14 protein-coding genes and 4 pseudogenes are annotated in these 18563 nt (G+C 56.5%); 10 read left to right on the forward strand and 8 right to left on the reverse strand.

The window, feature by feature from the left end; genetic code table 11:
• Window positions 1–846, forward strand: an 846-nt coding sequence (gene tnpC, locus BSU04_RS30450) for an IS66 family transposase (RefSeq protein ID WP_144021398.1), incomplete at its 5' end; no start/stop codon positions are given.
• Between the two features lie 69 nt (window positions 847–915).
• Here tnpC (BSU04_RS30450) and BSU04_RS30455 read toward each other — a convergent pair.
• Window positions 916–1152, reverse strand: a pseudogene (locus tag BSU04_RS30455) (transposase domain-containing protein); the annotation flags it as partial.
• On the opposite strand from BSU04_RS30455, the gene BSU04_RS46715 reads away from it, so the two are divergent.
• Both BSU04_RS46715 and BSU04_RS30465 read left to right on the forward strand, forming a co-directional pair.
• Entirely contained in the window at window positions 1125–1646 is a 522-nt protein-coding gene (locus tag BSU04_RS46715; RefSeq protein ID WP_179258486.1) for a hypothetical protein, read from the forward strand. The pseudogene BSU04_RS30455 and the gene BSU04_RS46715 overlap by 28 nt on opposite strands.
• A 2-nt stretch (window positions 1647–1648) precedes the next feature.
• Entirely contained in the window at window positions 1649–3727 is a 2079-nt protein-coding gene (locus BSU04_RS30465; protein WP_089164029.1) for a recombinase family protein, read from the forward strand.
• A gap of 9 nt (window positions 3728–3736) precedes the next feature.
• Here BSU04_RS30465 and tnpC (BSU04_RS30470) read toward each other — a convergent pair.
• The 6 genes and pseudogenes from tnpC (BSU04_RS30470) to BSU04_RS30495 form a co-directional block, all read right to left on the reverse strand.
• A pseudogene (gene tnpC, locus BSU04_RS30470) lies at window positions 3737–5128 on the reverse strand (IS66 family transposase); the annotation flags it as partial.
• Between the two features lie 104 nt (window positions 5129–5232).
• Window positions 5233–5586, reverse strand: a complete 354-nt coding sequence (gene tnpB, locus BSU04_RS30475; protein WP_089164030.1) for an IS66 family insertion sequence element accessory protein TnpB — start codon at window positions 5584–5586, stop codon at window positions 5233–5235.
• Complete coding sequence (tnpA, locus tag BSU04_RS30480) at window positions 5567–6052, reverse strand: IS66-like element accessory protein TnpA (RefSeq protein ID WP_089164031.1); 486 nt, start codon at window positions 6050–6052, stop codon at window positions 5567–5569. The genes tnpB and tnpA overlap by 20 nt, the downstream gene beginning before the upstream one ends.
• A gap of 71 nt (window positions 6053–6123) precedes the next feature.
• Complete coding sequence (locus tag BSU04_RS30485; RefSeq protein ID WP_089164032.1) at window positions 6124–7236, reverse strand: hypothetical protein; 1113 nt, start codon at window positions 7234–7236, stop codon at window positions 6124–6126.
• 77 nt (window positions 7237–7313) lie between these two features.
• Window positions 7314–8582 (reverse strand): IS256 family transposase, encoded by a 1269-nt coding sequence (locus tag BSU04_RS30490; RefSeq protein WP_089164033.1) that lies wholly within the window; start codon window positions 8580–8582, stop codon window positions 7314–7316.
• Window positions 8583–8707: 125 nt separating this feature from the next.
• Window positions 8708–9133 carry a hypothetical protein gene (locus tag BSU04_RS30495; protein WP_089164034.1) on the reverse strand — a complete coding sequence of 142 codons (426 nt, stop codon included), beginning with the start codon at window positions 9131–9133 and terminating at the stop codon, window positions 8708–8710.
• A gap of 507 nt (window positions 9134–9640) precedes the next feature.
• Here BSU04_RS30495 and BSU04_RS45820 point away from each other — a divergent pair.
• A pseudogene (locus tag BSU04_RS45820) lies at window positions 9641–9793 on the forward strand (ISKra4-like element ISBusp5 family transposase); the annotation flags it as partial.
• A 100-nt stretch (window positions 9794–9893) separates the two neighbouring features.
• On the opposite strand, the gene BSU04_RS30505 reads toward BSU04_RS45820, so the two are convergent.
• Complete coding sequence (locus BSU04_RS30505) at window positions 9894–10832, reverse strand: LysR family transcriptional regulator (protein WP_306427238.1); 939 nt, start codon at window positions 10830–10832, stop codon at window positions 9894–9896.
• A gap of 300 nt (window positions 10833–11132) precedes the next feature.
• On the opposite strand from BSU04_RS30505, the gene leuC reads away from it, so the two are divergent.
• The 6 genes and pseudogenes from leuC to BSU04_RS30525 all read left to right on the forward strand — a co-directional run bounded on the left by leuC (window position 11133) and on the right by BSU04_RS30525 (window position 17981).
• Window positions 11133–12569, forward strand: coding sequence for a 3-isopropylmalate dehydratase large subunit (gene leuC, locus BSU04_RS30510; protein WP_089164037.1), 1437 nt, complete (start codon window positions 11133–11135; stop codon window positions 12567–12569).
• Window positions 12566–13108: pseudogene (leuD, locus tag BSU04_RS48070) on the forward strand (3-isopropylmalate dehydratase small subunit); the annotation flags it as partial. The gene leuC and the pseudogene leuD, both read left to right, overlap by 4 nt.
• An 84-nt stretch (window positions 13109–13192) precedes the next feature.
• Window positions 13193–14344 (forward strand): 3-isopropylmalate dehydrogenase, encoded by a 1152-nt coding sequence (gene leuB / locus BSU04_RS48075; RefSeq protein ID WP_256983470.1) that lies wholly within the window; start codon window positions 13193–13195, stop codon window positions 14342–14344.
• 64 nt (window positions 14345–14408) lie between these two features.
• A complete protein-coding gene (locus BSU04_RS30520) occupies window positions 14409–15731 on the forward strand; it encodes an MFS transporter (protein WP_179258487.1) in 1323 nt (440 codons plus the stop codon).
• 38 nt (window positions 15732–15769) lie between these two features.
• Entirely contained in the window at window positions 15770–16429 is a 660-nt protein-coding gene (locus BSU04_RS45825; protein ID WP_144021400.1) for a hypothetical protein, read from the forward strand.
• Between the two features lie 484 nt (window positions 16430–16913).
• Complete coding sequence (locus BSU04_RS30525) at window positions 16914–17981, forward strand: porin (protein ID WP_089164040.1); 1068 nt, start codon at window positions 16914–16916, stop codon at window positions 17979–17981.
• The last annotated feature ends 582 nt before the right edge of the window (window positions 17982–18563 follow it).

Genomic DNA, 18563 nt, shown 5'->3' on the forward strand with positions numbered 1-18563 from the left:
ATGGCGGCCACCAAGATCCACGCGGATGACACACCGATCCCGGTGCTCGCGCCGGGCAACAAAAAGACCCGCACGGGTCGACTCTGGGTCTACGTTCGTGATGACCGCCGTTCGGCTTGCATAGAACCGGCCGCCGTCTGGTTCGCTTACTCACCGGATCGCAAAGGCATTCACCCACAAACTCATCTTGCTAAATTTGAGGGCATCCTTCAGGCGGACGCGTATGCGGGCTATGCTGATTTGTACCTCGATGGGAAAATCCGTCCAGCCGCTTGTTGGGATCATGCTCGGCGGTATGTCTTTGACGTCCATGAGAAAACGCCGTCGGAAACCACCACGCAATTGCTTGACAGGATCGGCGAGCTATACGGTATTGAGGCTGAGATCCGCGGCAAGCCTGCGGATGAACGATTGCGTGTGCGCCAGGAAAAGAGCAAGCCGTTGCTCGTGACTCTTGAGACGTTGATGCGAGAAAAACTTGCCACGCTTTGGGCGAAAGCACCGCTGGTCGAAGCGATTAACTACTCTTTGAACCGCTGGGACGCGCTTACGTTGTTCTGCGACGATGGACAGGCAGAAATCAGCAACGTGCTTGCGGAAAATGCTTTGCGTTGTGTGGCGCTCGGCAGGCGCAACTACATGTTCGCCGGCTCCGACAGTGGAGGAGAACGGGCCGCGGCGATGTATTCATTGCTCGGCTCGTGCAAGCTCAATGGCATCAATCCACGTGCTTATCTTGAGTACGTGCTGACCCGCATCGCGGACCACAAAATCAACGTCATCGACGAACTACTGCCTTGGAACATCGCCAGACTTCTCCCCTCGTTCCCACCGGCATCAAACTGATCCGCTCGTCCACGAAAATCTGAAGGGCCCACACGAGACGCTTACGATAGGACCCCAGATCCGCGTGCTTCAGGGGTGGGTTGTGGCGAGCTGCACTCGTTTGGCGAAGTTGAAAGGCAGCAGGTCACTGATGTCAGCGTCCGATGCCCGTTGTGGCATCTCGGTGAGCACATGATGCAGATACGCATAGGGCTCGACGTTGCACGCCCGGCACGTCAGCACGAGGCTATAGTTGACGGCACTCGCCTTCGCGCCCGCAACCGTGTCCGCGAAGAGCCATGAATGCCTCGCTGTTGCCATTGCCCGTTCATTCTGCCCATATCGGGCAGGAAGTTGAAGTCCATTATCGTTGGCACCCGCTGTATGGGCACCGCGTCAAGGTTAGAGATGTTGAGCAGCGCGGCGGAAGCCGAGTAGTCCACATCGATGCCGGATGCGGTACGGTCAAGATGATTGCCGGGTGGATGCTGGATGCTGCCGCGTGTTCGTGCATGGAGCTGGGTGACCCGAGAGTCACCGTGATGGCGCTGCGCAATCTGCACCAGTTGCTTGTTGATCGACGTTTGCGAGGAAACTCACCGGACGATTCCACCATCGTCCGGGAGAAGCGCAATGGGCAAGCTGCCAAACGTCGTTCCAGCAAATCTGCAGTCGTTGCAATCGATACCGCGCCAGATGAACATGACGTTCGACGCCGTCGAGCTTCAGGGGATGAGCGCGGTACAACGCGCAAGGGCAATCACCCATCTGGCGAGCTTGTTGATGCAGGCCGCCGGCGTCGCCACGCCAAAGGAGCATAACGATGACGAACGTTGATCGTTTGCCTGAGCTCCTTCTTAAACGCAAAGCGGTGATCTACGTCCGGCAGTCGACGCAGACTCAGGTACAGACAAACCTCGAAAGCCGGCGTCGGCAATACGACCTTGTGGAGGAAGCCAAGCGGCGGGGATTTCGCGACATCGAGGTTATCGATGAGGATATGGGCCGTTCTGCCAGCGGCGCAGTCGCCCGGCCTGGTTTCGAGCGCCTCGTGGCTTTACTGTGTGCTGGCGAAGTCGGAGCGGTCCTTTGTATGGACGCCTCACGTCTTGCACGTAACGGGCGCGACTGGCACCATCTGCTTGAACTCTGTGGGCTTGTCGAGGCCAGGGTAATCGACCTGGACGGTGTGTACGATCCTTGTCGGGCAAACGACCGGTTACTGCTCGGAATGAAAGGCAGCATCAGTGAATTCGAGCTCAACGAGCTTCGTACGCGCATGCTCGATGCCAAACGCGCGAAGGCTTACCGCGGCGATTTGCGTATCAGCGTGCCGTTCGGCTACATCTGGCATCGGGAAGTGGGATTGGGTCTTGATCCGAATTTGCGATTGCAGGAAGTCATACGCCTGATCTTTGCACGCTTCCGCGAACTGGGCAGCGCACGGCAGGTTCTACTGTCGCTGCGAGCTGAACAGGTCCACTTCCCGCGCCCCTCTGATGGCAGGACGTTGACCCACTTCGACTGGATACCGGTGCGCTATCGAAACGTGATCTCGGTGCTCAAGAATCCGTTCTACGCCGGAGCTTACGTATATGGCAAGAGCGGCAAGCAGATGGCGATCGTGGATGGGCGCGCGCGCAAGAGCTACAAGCACCCCAAGCCGTTTGATGAATGGGATGTCCTGCTCAGGGAACATCGCGAAGGCTACATCGACTGGGCTGAATTCGAGCGCAACCAGAAGCAGCTCGCGACCAATGCCTATGGCAAAGCGGGCGACGTAAAATCGAGCCGCGGAGGCCGGGCACTGCTGGCAGGTCTGCTTGCCTGCGCACGCTGTGGGCGCCGCCTGTTCGTGGCCTATACTGGGCGCATACCGCAACCTGTCTACCGATGTGCCCGCTTTGACATGCCACCGCAATGCATGAGTTTCGGGGGCTCTCGCATCGACGCCGCTATCGGGAAGGAGCTATTGCGTGTCGTGGAACCAATGGCAATCGAAGCAGCCCGGCAGGCCGAGCAAATGCACATGGACACCCTGAACGGGCAGCGACGGATCGTGGAACTTGAACTGCAGCAAGCGCAGTACGAAGCCACACTGGCCGAGCGGCGCTATGCCGCCTGCGATCCTGACAACCGTCTGATTGCCGCGCAGTTGGAGAAGAATTGGGAAGCAGCATTGCGCCGCGTGCTGGCCTGCCAGACGCGCCTGGAGACGGTAAGCACGCCGGCGGCGGATATCCCCACTCCTGACTTTGCGAAGCTTGCGGAAGACCTAACTGCCGCCTGGAATGCACCGAACGTCACGATGCGCATGCGCCAGCAACTTGTTCGCGCTCTGATCGTCGATATTGTTGCCGACGTGGACGAAACGGCGCGTGAAGTCATCCTGACGATTCACTGGCAAGGCGGTCAGCATTCGCAGTTACGGGTCCGCAAGCCCGGATCGGGCGAGCATGGATGTAGCACGTCCGACGAAGCGCTCGCGGTCATCCGCAGCATGGCAACCCGATGGTCAGATCAGGACATCGCTGCATCGTTGAACCGGATGGGAATGCGGACCGGCCAAGGCAAGACCTGGACCGCACACCGTGTCAGCTCCATACGGCGCGTGCGTGACATCCACGCCTACAGGCCGGCAGAGAAGGATGGGGAATGGTTGACGATGTTCGAAGCCGCAAAACAGCTCGGCGTCACCAGTCACGCGATCCGCCGGTTGATCAACGATCGCATCCTGCCTGCCGAGCAGGTGATGCCCGATGCCCCATGGCAGATTCGGGCGAGTGATCTACGCAGCGAGGCTGTTGCGGCGGCGTTGACGCGCAAACATCGCCCGTGTCGCAACGATGTCGAAGGACAAATCCCAATGTTTATCGAGGTTTCGGAAGGAGGTGCACAATGAACTCCCCATTGCAAATGGCCTGATATCTCTTTCAAGAATGTTGTTATCCACGGGGGCATGCCCATCGATCACGTAGCGGCTTAAATATTTCCATTGGTTTCTCGTGTAGCTGATCGCCTTGCCCATCAGGCTTTCAGGCAGCACTTGGGGCGCTTGCGTATCCAGCCAAGCCTTGAACGCTTCTAGCAACGGCACGCTGTGTTGCTGCCGCAACCGGTAGGTATAGTCGGCTCGTGCCTCGCCATCGGGCAGTTCTGCCCGGGCCAGGGTCTCGACTTGATAAAGCGCCTTGAAGTACTCAAGCGCCTGCAGCGCGCGACCACCCGTTTTCTTCTTCTGTCCCTTGTGTGCATCAACGAACAAGCGCCGTGAATGGGCGATACAGCCGAAGTGAGTGGCACCTTTGAGCGTTCGCCAAGCACTATATCCGTCAGTCATCAGCATGCCTTCGTAGCCAGCTAGAAACGCTTGCGGGTATTGCTGCCCACGCCCCGGCTGGTAGTCGAACAGCACCACCGGCTGCTCGCTGTCCCCGGCGCTTCTGTACGTCCACATATAACTCGTGCTTTGTGGTGTCTTGCCTTCTTCCTTGAGCACTTGCACCGTCGTCTCGTCGCCGTGAATCAGCGGCTGCGACAACAGTGTTTGGCGCATCGCTTCGTACAGTCGGCTGTAGTGCATCTCGGCAGGCCTGATGATCCAGTTCGCCAGCGTGCCACGGCTCACTGCAATCCCCGCACGGGCCAGCACGTGTTCCATCCGGTACAGCGGCGTGCCGTCAACATATTTCCCGGTTGTCACCGTCGCAATCATCGCCGCGCTCGCGCTGCTACCCGGCAACGGTTGCACGGGCATCGGCGCGATTACCATCGGCGTGCGTTCGGCGTTGCGCTCGCAGTGGCGGCACGCGTATTTGAAGCGCACATGTTGCAGCACCAGCGCCTTGATCTCGATGTGCAACTGCTCGCTCGTCTGTTCGCCCATGCGGTGCAACGTGTTCTGGCAGCACGCACAGATCTTCTGCTCATCGGGTAGATCGTACTCGATGCGCCGGCGCGGCAGCTCGGCCGGCAGCGGCTTGCGTCCCCGCTTACCGTGCTCGGATTGATCAACCTCCGGTAGTCCCGTATCGGGCAGAGCGAATGCGTCATCCGAATCATCGTCACCGGGTTCGGTCGCGGCGATCTGCTCGGCTTCATCGAACACGCGATCCTTGAGTTTCTCGCTGCTCGGCGCGAAGCGCTTGAGCTGCGCCAGACGGAACAACTCCTCGAGTTGACCGATTCGTTGCGCCAGTTGCTGGTTATGGGACTGAAGCTCGAGAATGCGCGCGATCAGCGCATCGGGCGAGAGCTGTTTGAGATCGTCCTCAGCGGACGGGGGGCGGGCGTCGGTATTCATGTGCTCCACAATAGCGAAGCCGCACAACGAATGGGTTTACGTCAAAGTGTAACAATCGCGCCGGGCGTCGCGCGCACTACGCCCGGCGTGCTGCTACTGAACGTTCAGCTCACGTGTCGGTACTGCCTCGAAGGGTGACGACGCACCGCGTCGATGTCGATGCCTTCGAGTAGCCAGTGAAGCTGTTCGGTCGTGAGTTCCATCACCGCCTGCTGTCTGCGTGGCCAGACAAAACGGTCAGCCTCAAGCCGTTTCATCATCAGCCAGAAACCCGAGCGCTCATAGAACAGCAGCTTGATGCGATTTGCCCGTTTGTTACGGAAGGCGAAGACCACACGGGCAAATGGGTCAAGCTGCATGGACTGCTCGACCAGAATAACGAGACCGTTAATCCCGTTTCTAAAATCGACCGCGTCGCGGTGCAGGTAGACCCGCAGTTCAGCGTCCAGTCGGAACATCACAGCGTCCAAGCGTTTCTATCATCGCCGACACCAACGTCGCGTCCTGGGCACCGCACTCGAGTCTGAGCGGGATGCCGTTGGGCATTTCCACCGTCAAGCGTGATGCCGCCGCCGGGCGCTGCGCTACAAGCGTGGCTTCGCGGTGCGGCGGCGACAATTTGGGAAGCGCCGGCTGCGGGTCGGCGCGAGCGATCTCCACGACCGGAACAAACGCCGCCGCGTCTCCTGACACCTGCGTCGCTCTGGTGCCGCGGTCTTCCTTCTGGTGCTCGCAGATCCACCGGTGCAGTAGATTCGCGTTCACGCCAGCCCTCAGCGCCATGCCTGCTATCGATACGCCGGGCTGCAGGCAAGCGTCGATCAACCTCTGCCTGTCCCGTTTGTCAAAACGCCGTTTGCCGTCCCGACCCACGCTGACGACCTTAAGCGGCAAAAATTCTGAATCTGAATAATTCTGTGTCATGGAAGGTGTCCATTGATTTTCAGTGGACACATCCTGCGCCCTCTAATCTCAAGACACCATGTGCGCTCAATTCACCGCTTACCAAAGAAGCGTTCGATATAGGGGCGCTCGTTGGGTTGATGGACTGGCCCTGCATCGGAAAAGCAGCCAAGGAAACTCCTCAATGCTTTGATCGTATCCTCGGCAAGATTGGCTTTGGCTTTGGCTTTGGCTTTGGCTTTGGCTTTGGCATTGTCGAGCCGCAGCCAGTCCCAGCAAGCGTATTCCGTTTTTGGCAGCTCTTGGGAAGCGAAGCCGCCGTGCGGCTCATAGGCAAGTTTCGGAATTGAAAATTTGATGCGCTTGCGGCGCGGCTGAAGTGAATTTTGCATCGTCTTGATGACGTCGTAGCGGTCATACTCCGATGCCAGTACCACATGCCAACCAAGCACAACCCTAGTGCAGACATCGAGGACTACCAGCAGCCATACGCGCTTGAGTTCCAAGTCGTACGGCAAACCAAACGGATCTTGCAGCCGGACGCGCAGGCGGATGTCGAGTTTGTGTCCATCGAACTCGGCCACTTCGAATGGTCGCAGCGTTCCAGGAGCGTGTGCTTGGTTACCTTCAAAGTCGTGCCACACTGGGTGAATAAGTTCGGCGCCGCTTGCGCGCGCTGCGGTTTGAAAGCTAACGCTCATCGCCATTTTGACTGCCTTTGCCAAAGACCGCTTACCGCGTTGCAGTTGGTTAAATGGATACTGAAGCGCCGAGACGCCTACGGCAGTACATTCCTGGAGAAATGCTTTATGCAGCGACCGAAGCCCATGAATTCGGTTGGTGTCGGTGAGGGAAACGTGATTCAATTGAATCTCCTTCTTGATCAGTGCGCGAAGGGAAGGGAAGAGATCAAGAAGTTGTGTCATAGCGCCCGCCGCGCCACCTTTCTTGTTGGGGCGTCCCGGCGAGACAGGTTCATATCGATCGTATTGCTTGATCCGACCGTAGTGTATGAGCCCGCGAAATCCATAGATCCGTCCATCGGGGTGCTTGGCCAGACAACGTCGCAACATGTTGTAGAGTTGTTGTCTGGCGATACCCGTTGTATTCTCAATTGCGGTCAAGGTATCGCCAGCAAGATAGCGATTCACCGCATCTTCACGATGCAAGTATGCGGTGCGCTTGTCATCCGGCAATGCGGCCAAAGCGATTGCTGGCCATGCGCCGGGACATCGCAGGTCGGAGTTATTGTCAAATGTGGTGTTCGTATGAATCGGCGCGATCAGGCGGCAAGCGGTTGCTGAGCCGGTGTGCTGTCGGTCACCGGTAGTCCGTCTTTGAACGGGACGCCTTCGAGCAGCGGGGCGATTTTTTCGGGTGCACGAATGCGCCGCCACGATTTTTCCGCCGACTCGATCAACTTGAATGCGAGGCCCAGGAACGTCGAACGCGAGACGCAATTGCGCGTGCGGGTTGTTCGATGTCGAACGGTGGCAAAGGTCGACTCAATGGGATTGGTCGTTCGCAAGTGCTGCCAGTGTTCGGCAGGAAAGTCATAGAAGGCAAGCAGTTGATCTCTGTCTTTCGTGAGTTTCTCCGTCGCCTTCGGATACTTGGCCGAATAAGCGTCAGTAAAGCGGTTGAAGGCCGCGAGCGCTTCTTCGCGCGTGGCGGCTTGCCAAATCTCTTGCAGTCCAGCTTTGGCCCGACCATGCTGTGATTTGGGCAAAGCGTTGAGTACATTTCCAGTCTTGTGGAACCAGCAGCGCTGGTGCTGGGTCTTCGGAAACACTTCAGCCAATGCTGCCCACAATCCCATTGCTCCATCTCCGGCCGCGAGCAGCGGGCCGCTTTGCAGGCCTCGCGCTTTCAGGTCCAGCAAGAGCTCGCGCCAAGCGTCCTTCGACTCACGGAACCCGTCGCCAATTGCCACGCGTTCTTTCGTTCCGTCCGGCTTTACGCCGATGATGACTAACAAGCACTGGCCATCCGAATCGTCACTGCGCAGTCCCGTGTGAATGCCGTCAGCCCACCAATAGACCCAGCGCGCGTTTGACAGATCGCGCTGATTCCAAAGGGCGTGCTCATCGGCCCACTGAGCCTTCAGACGGCTAACCACGTTCGGCGAAAGCCCCTTGGCCTCTTCCCCTAGAAGCACGCTCAGTGCCTCGCTCATGTCGCCAGTCGAGACGCCACGCAGGTACAGCCAAGGCAACGCCGCTGACACGCGGGGTGACTTTCGAACATAAGGCGGCACGATGTCCGAATTGAACTTCACGCCCGAGCCTGAGCGATCGCGCACCTTCGGCACCTTCACGGTGACCGGACCGATCGCTGTCACGACCTCACGCTCTGGCAGGTAGCCGTTGCGAATCACAGTTCGCCTTCCATCGAGCGTCTTTACGTTGTCAAACCTTTCGAGCAAGCTCGCCAATTCTGCCTCAATCGCTTGTTGGACAATCTGCCGCGCGCCTTGTTGGATCAAATCATCAAGACCGCTGGCGGGCGCTTCCGATTTACCCGCGCTCGTTTCTTCTGTAACCTTCTTCATTGGTGGTGGATCCCGGTTTGGCTGGTTGTTACTCTAGACAAGCAACATTCTCAGCTAAACCGCCACCGCCTTCAAATCCCTGCCTCACCGAACACCAGTTTCGACCTTAACTCCGCAGGTCGGCATCAATGATCAATCGTTTCGACATGCGTTCGCCCCTTGATGAACCGACTTGTTGCGCTCAATGGGTCGCAGTGCAAGTCCTCCGGCGACAGTTTGCCCTGGCGCACAAGTTCGAATACAGCGGTACGCGTAATCACGGGATCGCCAGGGAGTTCCGCTCGCTCTATATCGAAGAGCATTTGCGAAATTTGACAAAAATTTAGGATGCGGTCCAACTGCCGTGGTTCGACGAAACTGAGGTTAGAGACGAGATAGGGCAAAATTTGCTGCCAATTTTTTATCCACGTGGCGTGGGCTTCGAGTTCTGTGTCCAAGACCGTGCGTGCCCGCAATCCGAGATCCGACTCAAGGTGCGGCGCAACACCGACAAGATTCTGGAGCGGCGAATGCTCCAGCAAGAGAAATTCCGACCGGTCTTCGCGTTGCACCCAGAATCGGCTATTCGCCAGTCCCCGTGAACGTGAACAAAACCAGGTCGTTCGCAAAATGTTTTGATCGTCGGATGGCTTTCAATCATGGCCCAGAGCAGTACGGCATTCCACGAAAACAGCGTCAAACGACGTGACAGCTTTGGGCTGAATAGATCATAACGGTGGAGATAGGGAGGTCGATTGGCCGCCACAGGCAAAAAATCCTTGGGTTCAATGAAATCAGGCACTTGCAGCCCCGCATCACCGTTCTTCATCGGAACTACAGATTGGTACAGATGAATCTCAAAATCAAGGTTTTAGTTTTATTTTTGTGTAAGTAAAAGCGATGACAACGATTTGTGAAAGCTAGGAAAATAGCGGCTTTCAGGTCGGCAGGGCAGTCAAACATTTACTTCGTTTGACGGATGCGGCGGCCGTTGACGGACCAGTATCGGGACTTCCTGCAGGAACAGCCGCAACTCGGTAATGTGCGGGCACTGCAGGAGCTGAGAAGGATGCAACTGGCATATGGGCTGGAGTCGCGTGGGAGCACACAGCGTCGTGCAAGTGCCCGTCGCGCTGTTAAACCCAGATTTTTACGAACTCGCTCGGCGACAATTTCCGTGGATTGGACAACTACGTGTTACGTGGCATTGGCAGAAAGCATCCCAAGGGTTTTTAACGGCTTCCCTCAACACGCGGTGCCGCGCACACCAGCCCCAAGTCGATATTACGCCGGCGCTAGTCAAAATCGGATGCGGCCAGCGACCCCGAGCGCCTAGCTCTTCAACAAATCTGAATCGGGCACCGACCACAGCGATTCAACCAGTGCTTGTGCTGCGGCACTCAATTGCGAGTCAGCTTTAACTGCAACGTGGATAGTTCGCACGGCCCAGTCATCGGTCAACTGCACGGACGTTATGCCTGGAAAGCGTTCATAGGGTCTAAGCGCTACTGCGGGCAGCAGTGCGATACCGAGACCGCTTTGAACCATGCGACAGACCGAATCCATGCCGTTGACCTCGATCCGCGTGCGCAATATAGTGCCTAAGGTTTTTGCCTTGCTATTTATGAGTGTCGCGAGCGCTGTGCCGGGACGCAGGGCGATCCAGTCTTCATCGATAAGTTCGCGAAACCCAATGCTTGCAAAAGCCGAAAGGCGGTGCCCAAGCGGCATAACCACCGCCAGCTCCTCACGCTTGCTCTTCATTAGCAGCAATCCGTCAGGGACATCGTGAGATACAAGGACTCCAACGTCGGTCTCACCCCGCAAAAGTTTATCGGCTATGGACGCACTCGTGTCCTCATGCAGATCTACACGTACATCCGGGTAAAGCTGCAGAAAGTGAGCAAGATCCTCGGGCAGGTGTTGAACGATCGCTGATGCGGAGGCACTCAGCCGGACATGCCCGCGAATTCCGCTCGCGAGATCGCTCAATTCATCATTGAGCTGATCGATGTCACGCATGATGGACTGCGCATATTTAGCAATGGCGTAGCCGGCGGCTGTTAGCTCCACGCCTCGCGAAGTGCGCTCTAGCAAGGTGATCCCAAGTGAATCCTCAAGCGCGATAATGCGCCGGCTCGCAGCCGAAGGGACGATGTGCAGTTGCGCCGCCGCTTTGCTCAGGCTTCGGGTCTCGCCGATGGTCTGCAGCAATTTGAGCGTGCGGAGAGTGAGGTGATCGTAGAGTCGTAACACGAATGGGGTACACACGTCCGTCAGCCGCTCCAACAAATTTGGCAGACTGACAACATTAGGCTGGAGTTAAATTCATTATATTCACATGTCCGTTGCGCTGCCAATCAGCCGTAACCCTGTGCTAAGTCTGGTACGAGCGCGCAGCATAAGGAGGCTGTGTGCGATGTGTCGAAACGTGAACGGTCCGTGGAGAAAAAGGCGATCGACACCGGCGTCTAGGTAAATCATTATCGAGCCCAGACTACGACGGAGCGATCCAGGAGCCGGATGCGCTTAGTGGTTCGGACATAATAACGAGAGACAAAGGAGAAGACGATGTTTTCCGAGCAACCCCCTGCGAGCGGGCAACATTTGACTTTGTTCGAAAAAGTCTGGCGGCAGCATGAAATAATTTGTAGTACAGAAGGTTTTAGTTTGCTCCACGTGGATCGTCATCTGATCCATGATCTCGAAGCTGGACCGGGTCTTAACCGTTTGGCGCGTGACAGCCACAAGGTTGCGCGCCCAGACCTCACTTTTGCTACGCCCGATCATGCTATATCCAGCGCGCCTGGTCGGCAGACCGACAGCAAATCGACCGGCGGTAAGCTGCTACGCGATATGCGTCGAGGCGTCGCGGCCACTGGTATTCGCCTATTCGACATAGGCGGCGACGAGCAGGGGATCGTGCATATCGTCGGCCCTGAACTTGGCATCACCTTGCCGGGCAGTATTGTCGTGTGCGGAGACAGCCACACTTGTACGCACGGGGGCCTTGGCGCGCTCGCGTTCGGTATCGGGTCGAGCGAGGTTGCTCATGTGCTTGCGACCCAGACGCTGCGGCAACGCCGTCCCAATACGATGCTGTTGCGGTTTGACGGAATACTCAGTGCCAGCGTTACCGCGAAGGACATGATTCTGCATGCTATCGGCGTGTTCGGTACGGCAGCGGGACGCGGTTGCGCAATTGAATTTGGAGGCGAGGCGGTGCGCGCGCTCGATATTGAGCAGCGATTGACACTATGCAATCTGTCGATCGAGATGGGAGCCAAGATCGGCATGATCGCGCCCGATGATGTAGTTTATGAGTATCTCGCCGGCCGCCGTTTCGCTCCGCAAGGGCGGCTCTTCGATCGCGCGGTCGAGTATTGGCGGTCGCTTGCGAGCGGCGACGAGGCTTGCTTTGATATCGTGCATACGCTCGATGCGGGCGCAGTTACCCCCCAAATCACTTGGGGAACCAGCCCTCAAGACGTTCTGCCAATTGATGGTCGGATTCCAGATCCCAGAGCTGAAGCGGACCCCAACCGTCGCGCTGCGCAGCAAGCAGCGCTTGATTATATGGGGTTGATGCCGGGGCAGCCGATTAGCAGTATCGCGATCGACTGGGTTTTTATTGGTTCGTGCGCGAATTCGCGCCTGTCGGACCTACGGGCGGCCGCAAGCATAGTCGCTGGACGACGAGTAGCGAGTCACGTGTCGGCGTGGGTCGTTCCTGGATCAGAAGCCGTGCGTCGTGCGGCCGAGTCTGAGGGGCTGAATCGTATTTTCATCGAAGCTGGTTTCGAATGGCGCGCACCAAGCTGTTCAATGTGCCTTGCCGCAAACGGCGACCTCGTTCCGCCGGGCAAGCGTTGCGTATCGACCTCGAACCGTAATTTCGTGGGTCGCCAGGGGCCTGGCGCGCGCACACACCTTGCCAGTCCCGTGACGGCTGCTGCAGCGGCTATCGCGGGCCGGATAGTCGATCCTAGAACGATGGAGCGGACATGACACCGTTTATCTCTGTCACGGCGGTTGCCGCGCCGCTGCGCCTCACCAATGTGGATACAGATCAGATCATCCGCATTAACCGTCTAATTGAATTCCCGCGCGGCCAACTCGGGCCTTGGTGTTTCGAGGTGCTTCGCTATGACGTCGAGGGTGTCGAAAATCCCGAGTTTGTGCCGGGCTGGCCGCGCTACAGTGACCGTGAGATTCTCGTCGCTGGAGCCAATTTCGGTTGCGGCAGTTCGCGCGAGCATGCGGTCTGGTCATTGATGGACTGGGGCGTGCGCTGCATTATAGCGCCTACTTTCGGCGACATTTTCTACAACAACAGTTTTCAGAATGGTGTGTTGCCCGTGCGGTTGCCCGAGCATGAGGTCGAGGGTCTGCTCGAAGAACTGGAGTCAGCGGAAGTCCCGCAGATCAGCATCGACCTCCGAGATTGCAGCGTGACGACGCCGTCTGGCCGCGTGCTGCATTTCCATATTGAGCCTGAGCGACGTAATGCGCTCCTCGAGGGACTTGACGACATCGGCATCACTCTGCAGCAAGCCGACCTGATTAAAGCATTCGTGCAGCACGACGAGGCCGAGCGGCCATGGATTTACCGACAAACGGAGGAGCGAAGCATGAAGAAGTTAATGATCTTGGCTGGGGATGGCGTGGGGCCGGAAATCCTGCCACAGACGAGGCGAGTGGTTGAGTGGTTCATCTATCACCGTGATCTCGCGGTGCAACTTGATGAACAGCTGTTTGGCATCGCGGCATGGAAGGCGCACGGTGATCTAATGAACGACTCCATCTGGCAAAAGATCGCAGCGAGTGACGCGATTCTTTTCGGCTCGATCGGCTCGCCCGAGTACGACGCGATTCCGCTGGAATTACGGAAAGCCGATCAGTTGCTGCGTATGCGCAAGGAGTTTGACCTGTTCATCAACCTCCGCCCGGTTAAGGCTTTTGCCGCACTGGCCGATGCTTCGACCTTGAAACCTGAGGTCCTTGAAAATACGGATCTCGTCCTGGTCCGCGAACTGTCCGGCGGCATGTACTTCAGTGAGCCGCGTGGGATCGAGGCGCTCGCCGACGGAAGTCGCCGCGCGGTAAATACAGTGTCGTACACGTCCGGGGAAATCGAACGTATCGCGCGCGCCGCTTTCGAGCTTGCCCGCACCCGAAAGGGCCGCGTTTGTTCGGTCGATAAAGCCAATGTACTTGAATTCGGCGTGCTGTGGCGCGAGACAGTTCAATCGTTGCATAAAAGTGAGTATCCCGATATCGAACTTACACATATGTACGTGGACAATGCCGCCATGCAGCTGGTGCGCAACCCCCGGCAATTCGACGTCATCCTGACGGAGAACCTCTTTGGTGACATCCTGTCGGACTGCGCAGCCATGGTGACCGGCTCTATCGGGATGTTGCCCTCGGTATCCATGAGTGCCCAGAATGCACGGGGTACCCGTCGAGCACTTTACGAGCCGGTCCACGGCAGCGCGCCGGATATAGCAGGCCAAGGCGTTGCGAATCCGCTCGGCTCGATACTTAGCTTCGCTATGTGTTTACGACACACATTTGGAGCGCCCCAAGAAGCCGCACGGCTTGAAGCGGCGGTTGAGCGGGTCGTCATCTCAGGAATCCGCACGCGAGATATTGCGAAGCCAGGGCGTGAACCGGTGAGAACTAAGGAGATGGGCGATGCGGTGCTACAGGAGCTGGATCGGTCATTAGGAGGGACTACGTTGGATGTGGAAAACGTGCGCCCGTCCACCGTTCGCGTGTAAGCGCCACGGCAGAAACTTAACGCTTGCACAAAGATGCGGGCGGATCGAACGAAGGAGACAAGCGGTGCATACAGCGAAACTTGAACCGACGCGCATTGACGGAACACCCGTGGTCGTCATGTCGCCGTCGCGGCGCGTGTTGTTCGCCAGTGCCATCGGTACGGCGATTGAATGGTACGATTTTTTTCTGTACGGGCTCATCGCCCCACTCGTATTCGACTCGCTGTTCTTTCCCCGCCTCAGTCCTGCAGCTGGCACTATCGCGGTGTTCGCGACATTCGCCGTCGGCTTTGCCGCGAGGCTTCTGGGCGGTTTAGTGTTTGGCCATTTCGGCGACAGGATCGGCCGAAAGTCGACGATGCTCTGTACGCTAGTCCTTATGGGACTATCGACCATGCTCATTGGTTTGCTGCCGACATACCAGAGCATTGGCCTCGCCGCGCCAGTGGCGCTCGGCGTATTGCGATTTCTGCAGGGATTAGGACTGGGTGGGGAATCGACGGCTGCATGCCTTATGACGGTTGAAAGCTGCGGCAAGCGCCGGGGCCTGTTCGCCTCGGTCATACAAGCTGCCGGGCCGTGCGGGATCGTTTGTGCTTCCTTATCCGCGTTGTTGATCACGCGTTTGCCCGAAGCAGATCTAATGACATGGGGCTGGCGGATTCCGTTTGTGGCGAGTGCGATTCTAATCGGAATGGGCCTATATATCCGGCTCAGGATCGAAGAAAGTCATGCGTTCGTTGTCAGCGCCGCAAAACAACGAGCCGCCCGCGTGCCGCTCGTCGAGGCGTTGACGTCTTTTAAGAAGCCGATAGCGATCGTTCTTTTTGTGGGCATGGCCGAGGCCGCCTTCTTTTACATCACGGGCATATTTTCGTTGTCTTATGCAACCAAAACACTAGGACTACCGCGTGGAATGGTCACGCAGTCCGTATTGATCGCAAACGTGATAGCAATGTTTGCAATGCCGTTCTTCGGATCGCTGTCGGATCACATTGGCCGTAGACGGATGTTGATGATCGGGCTGGCGGCGGCCGCAGGGTATATGTTCGTTTTTTTCCCGCTCCTACAGAGAAGAGACATGCTCTCGGTCACCGTGGCAATTGTCTTGGGAAGCGGACTGATTCATCCGATGATGTTTGGCCCCATTGGCAGTTTTTTCCCCGAAATGTTTCCAACGCGCGTGCGTTTCAGTGCGATGTCGATTGGCAGGCAAGTGGGCTCGGTTATTGGCGGTGGCCTTGCACCACTAATTGCCAGCGTGCTGCTTGGCTGGAGCGGCGGCGCTCCAGTCGTTATTGGCGTCTATTTCGCTGTTTTAGCTGTCATGGGCTTGCTCGCGCTGGCGGCCTGCCGAGACACGAACGATACCGATATCGCGCAGTAGACCTCAACCATACGAACCGATCGCTGTTGGACTACGCTATGAAAAAATACAAATGGATGGACGAGGGAATACCACACTCGCTTGAAAGCTCAATGGACCAAATAGGCTTCGAGTTGTTGAAGTTCGCGTCGCCCACGACCAAACCGCTTAATCCAGTTTTTGAATATCTCAGATCCACGTCGGTCGCGCAGCATCGCCCGAAACACGTCATTGTCAGCCGCGAGCGGAAAAGCATAGCCCTCTGCACCATACCGCCGTCCGTCGGCTTAAGGGCTCGCGTTTCCCGCGAAGGATACTCGCGCGACCTTAGGCCGCGTTGGAAATCCGCACCTAGCCGATCGAACTTCCTGAAGGGACGATGGTATTTCGGCTTCTGGCGGTGGAAGCAGCGATGGCAAACAACCCAATCTGATCAACCGTTGTCGAAGACAATAAGCTCATCTATGACCGCGATTTCGAACTCGGTGAGTGCATCGAGCGCCATTCAGCTGGCAATGGTCACAGAGCAATTGCTGGGATGCAGAACGCCTACTGTGCACGCTTTGGTTTTAGGCGAAGCTCTCAAAGTTTCGACAGTCTCCTCAAAATCCGATACTTCGAAGTCTGGCAGTACACGGTCTTGCCACGAAAACGATGACTATCCGGGACGGCACGAACTTCATTTCGCTGAACAAGGATTCATCGAGGGCGCACTCTAAATCGAGCAGTTCCTAATGTGTCTCAATTCGGAAAGGCAATCGTTATCCGCCGCGGCTCTGGCGACCTGGTGGCAACGATCGACCGGCTCGTCTTCGTTGGCATGCCGTTCGTGGGCGCGGGCGGAAGTAATCCCTTAATAAATGCTGTAAGAGCGCTGCGAGGTGCGCGCGACCCGGTTCCCAAACTAAAAAGTTTGTGGATCGTAGTCTGACGGCACCATGAGCGCGATCAAGCTGTGGCGTTGACGGGAATTTTTCTGAATGTACCTCTTGTGGATTTTTTTGTCGCTTCAACGCTAGGGTAACCGTGGATTTGGGGCATTTTAAGGCGAGAATCAGTCAATCGACCCTGACCGGATTGTGGTGGATCATCGGCCAAGCGCTATCGCCAGCGTGATTTAAATGATGATGCTCGGCATTGGTAATGCGTTTGGTCTGCCGCTGGATTTAGATTGAGCAATATGATCACAAAGGAGACAAATAGGTGTACATACTAAAAGCATTGACTTTAGCTGCAATCGTTATTTCGGGTACCGCGCACGCTCAAAGTTCGGTTACCTTATACGGAATTACCGATGTTGGTGTGCAGGTAATTAATCACGTCCCTGCGGCTAGTGGAAAGGCCGGAACAGCATATCAGCTTGTATCAGGTGGAACACAGACATCCCGATTCGGCTTCCGGGTCATTGAGAATCTTGGAGGCAGTTACAGCGCAATCGCAGTGTTAGAGTCTGGCTTTGATTTAACGCGTGGAACGCTCAATAACAGCGGTCGCCTTTGGGGAAGATCGTCCTATGTTGGCGTCCGCTCCCCGTATGGCCAGCTGACGGCAGGTAGGCAAACGACTACGACCTACGATTTTGACCTTACGTATGATCCGGTTGGAGGCGCGGCTTACTCTAGTCCAATGTTTGATGCTGCGTTTGCCGGTCGCGCGGATAATTCTCTTAAGTATTCGGGGACCGCCGCTGGATTTGGAGGTAAGTGGTTGCTAAGCGCGATCTACAGCTTTGGATACGACGGGATCACTCCCAATGCAGGACAGGTGCCTGGGGCTTTTCGCGTGGGAAAGGAAGAAGGCGTTTATCTAGACTACGAAAACGACTTTGTCACTTTCGGTGCGAACCTAGACCAACAAAACGGCGCGTCGATATCCACGCAAGGAAAAAAGACGCAAAGGCTCATGATTGGCACGACTATATACTTTTCACCAGTCAAAATCTTCTTAGGATATCGTTTCTTGGCACTAATGCAAAGTCCGTCTAATTTCTACTCTTCATTGTATTGGGGCGGACTTCAATACGCCATTGCGCCGGACTTTAACGTAAGCGCCGTCGCATTCCATCAAGATGGACGGAACTCGGGACAAGGAAATCCGACGAGCATATCGATTTTAGCAAGCTACCTTCTGTCCAAACGAACAGACATTTACGTGGAGTTAGGAACCGTGCTAAACAAAAGTAATTCAAACCTTGGCTTGGCAGGCTTTGGCACCGCCACTGAAGGCGCTATTCAGACAGGAGGGATTGTTGGCATACGATCCAAATTTTAAATCATCGCTCGATCAAAAAAGCGGGCGACTGGTAATACTTTGGGATTAAAGCAATGCAACGTCGTCATCCAGATTTCAAATATTATTCTTTAAGGCTCTGTCACAATAAGATCAACGGGTCAAGCAGCGGTGATATGCGGGATTACTTATGAAACGAGCGAGTGGAACTGCTGGGCGGTTTCAAGCTTGAAGTGCAACACCGGCAATGAGATCTTGCTTGAGTTGAGAGAAGACTTCGTATGGAGACTGGAAGCCGAGGATTTTGCGAGGGCGATGATTGAGGGCGTGCTCAATGCAATCCACCCAAGTTAAGCGCGGCTGCCGCGCCGGAACTCAATCGAGTTAAAAAGCGCTTGACGTGAAGCCAACTTGGCGGCCAATGAGGATCTTTTTGATCTTCGTTGGCCCCATGTCTCTTCCCACTCTGTTTGCCGATCTCGCCGCCCATATTCAGACTCAACAGTTTCGTCACCTTGCTTGCGAACCCGAGCATCCCACGGCGTTCCAACGTCGTCGCAAATTGCCCTTGCCGGCACTGATCGCATTGATGCTCACCGGCATGCGCAAGAGCGTCCAGACCGA

The organism is Caballeronia sordidicola (genome assembly GCF_002220365.1).
GTDB lineage: Bacteria > Pseudomonadota > Gammaproteobacteria > Burkholderiales > Burkholderiaceae > Caballeronia > Caballeronia sordidicola_C.

Bases quoted from the DNA above. Each gene is read 5' to 3' on its own strand.
- tnpA (WP_089164031.1), bottom strand. From the start codon at position 6,052: ATGACACAGAATTATTCAGATTCAGAATTTTTGCCGCTTAAGGTCGTC.
- BSU04_RS46715 (WP_179258486.1), top strand. From the start codon at position 1,125: ATGAATGCCTCGCTGTTGCCATTGCCCGTTCATTCTGCCCATATCGGG.
- leuB (WP_256983470.1), top strand. From the start codon at position 13,193: ATGAAGAAGTTAATGATCTTGGCTGGGGATGGCGTGGGGCCGGAAATC.
- BSU04_RS30490 (WP_089164033.1), bottom strand. From the start codon at position 8,582: ATGAAGAAGGTTACAGAAGAAACGAGCGCGGGTAAATCGGAAGCGCCC.
- tnpB (WP_089164030.1), bottom strand. From the start codon at position 5,586: ATGTTCCGACTGGACGCTGAACTGCGGGTCTACCTGCACCGCGACGCG.
- leuC (WP_089164037.1), top strand. From the start codon at position 11,133: ATGTTTTCCGAGCAACCCCCTGCGAGCGGGCAACATTTGACTTTGTTC.
- BSU04_RS30465 (WP_089164029.1), top strand. From the start codon at position 1,649: ATGACGAACGTTGATCGTTTGCCTGAGCTCCTTCTTAAACGCAAAGCG.
- BSU04_RS45825 (WP_144021400.1), top strand. From the start codon at position 15,770: ATGAAAAAATACAAATGGATGGACGAGGGAATACCACACTCGCTTGAA.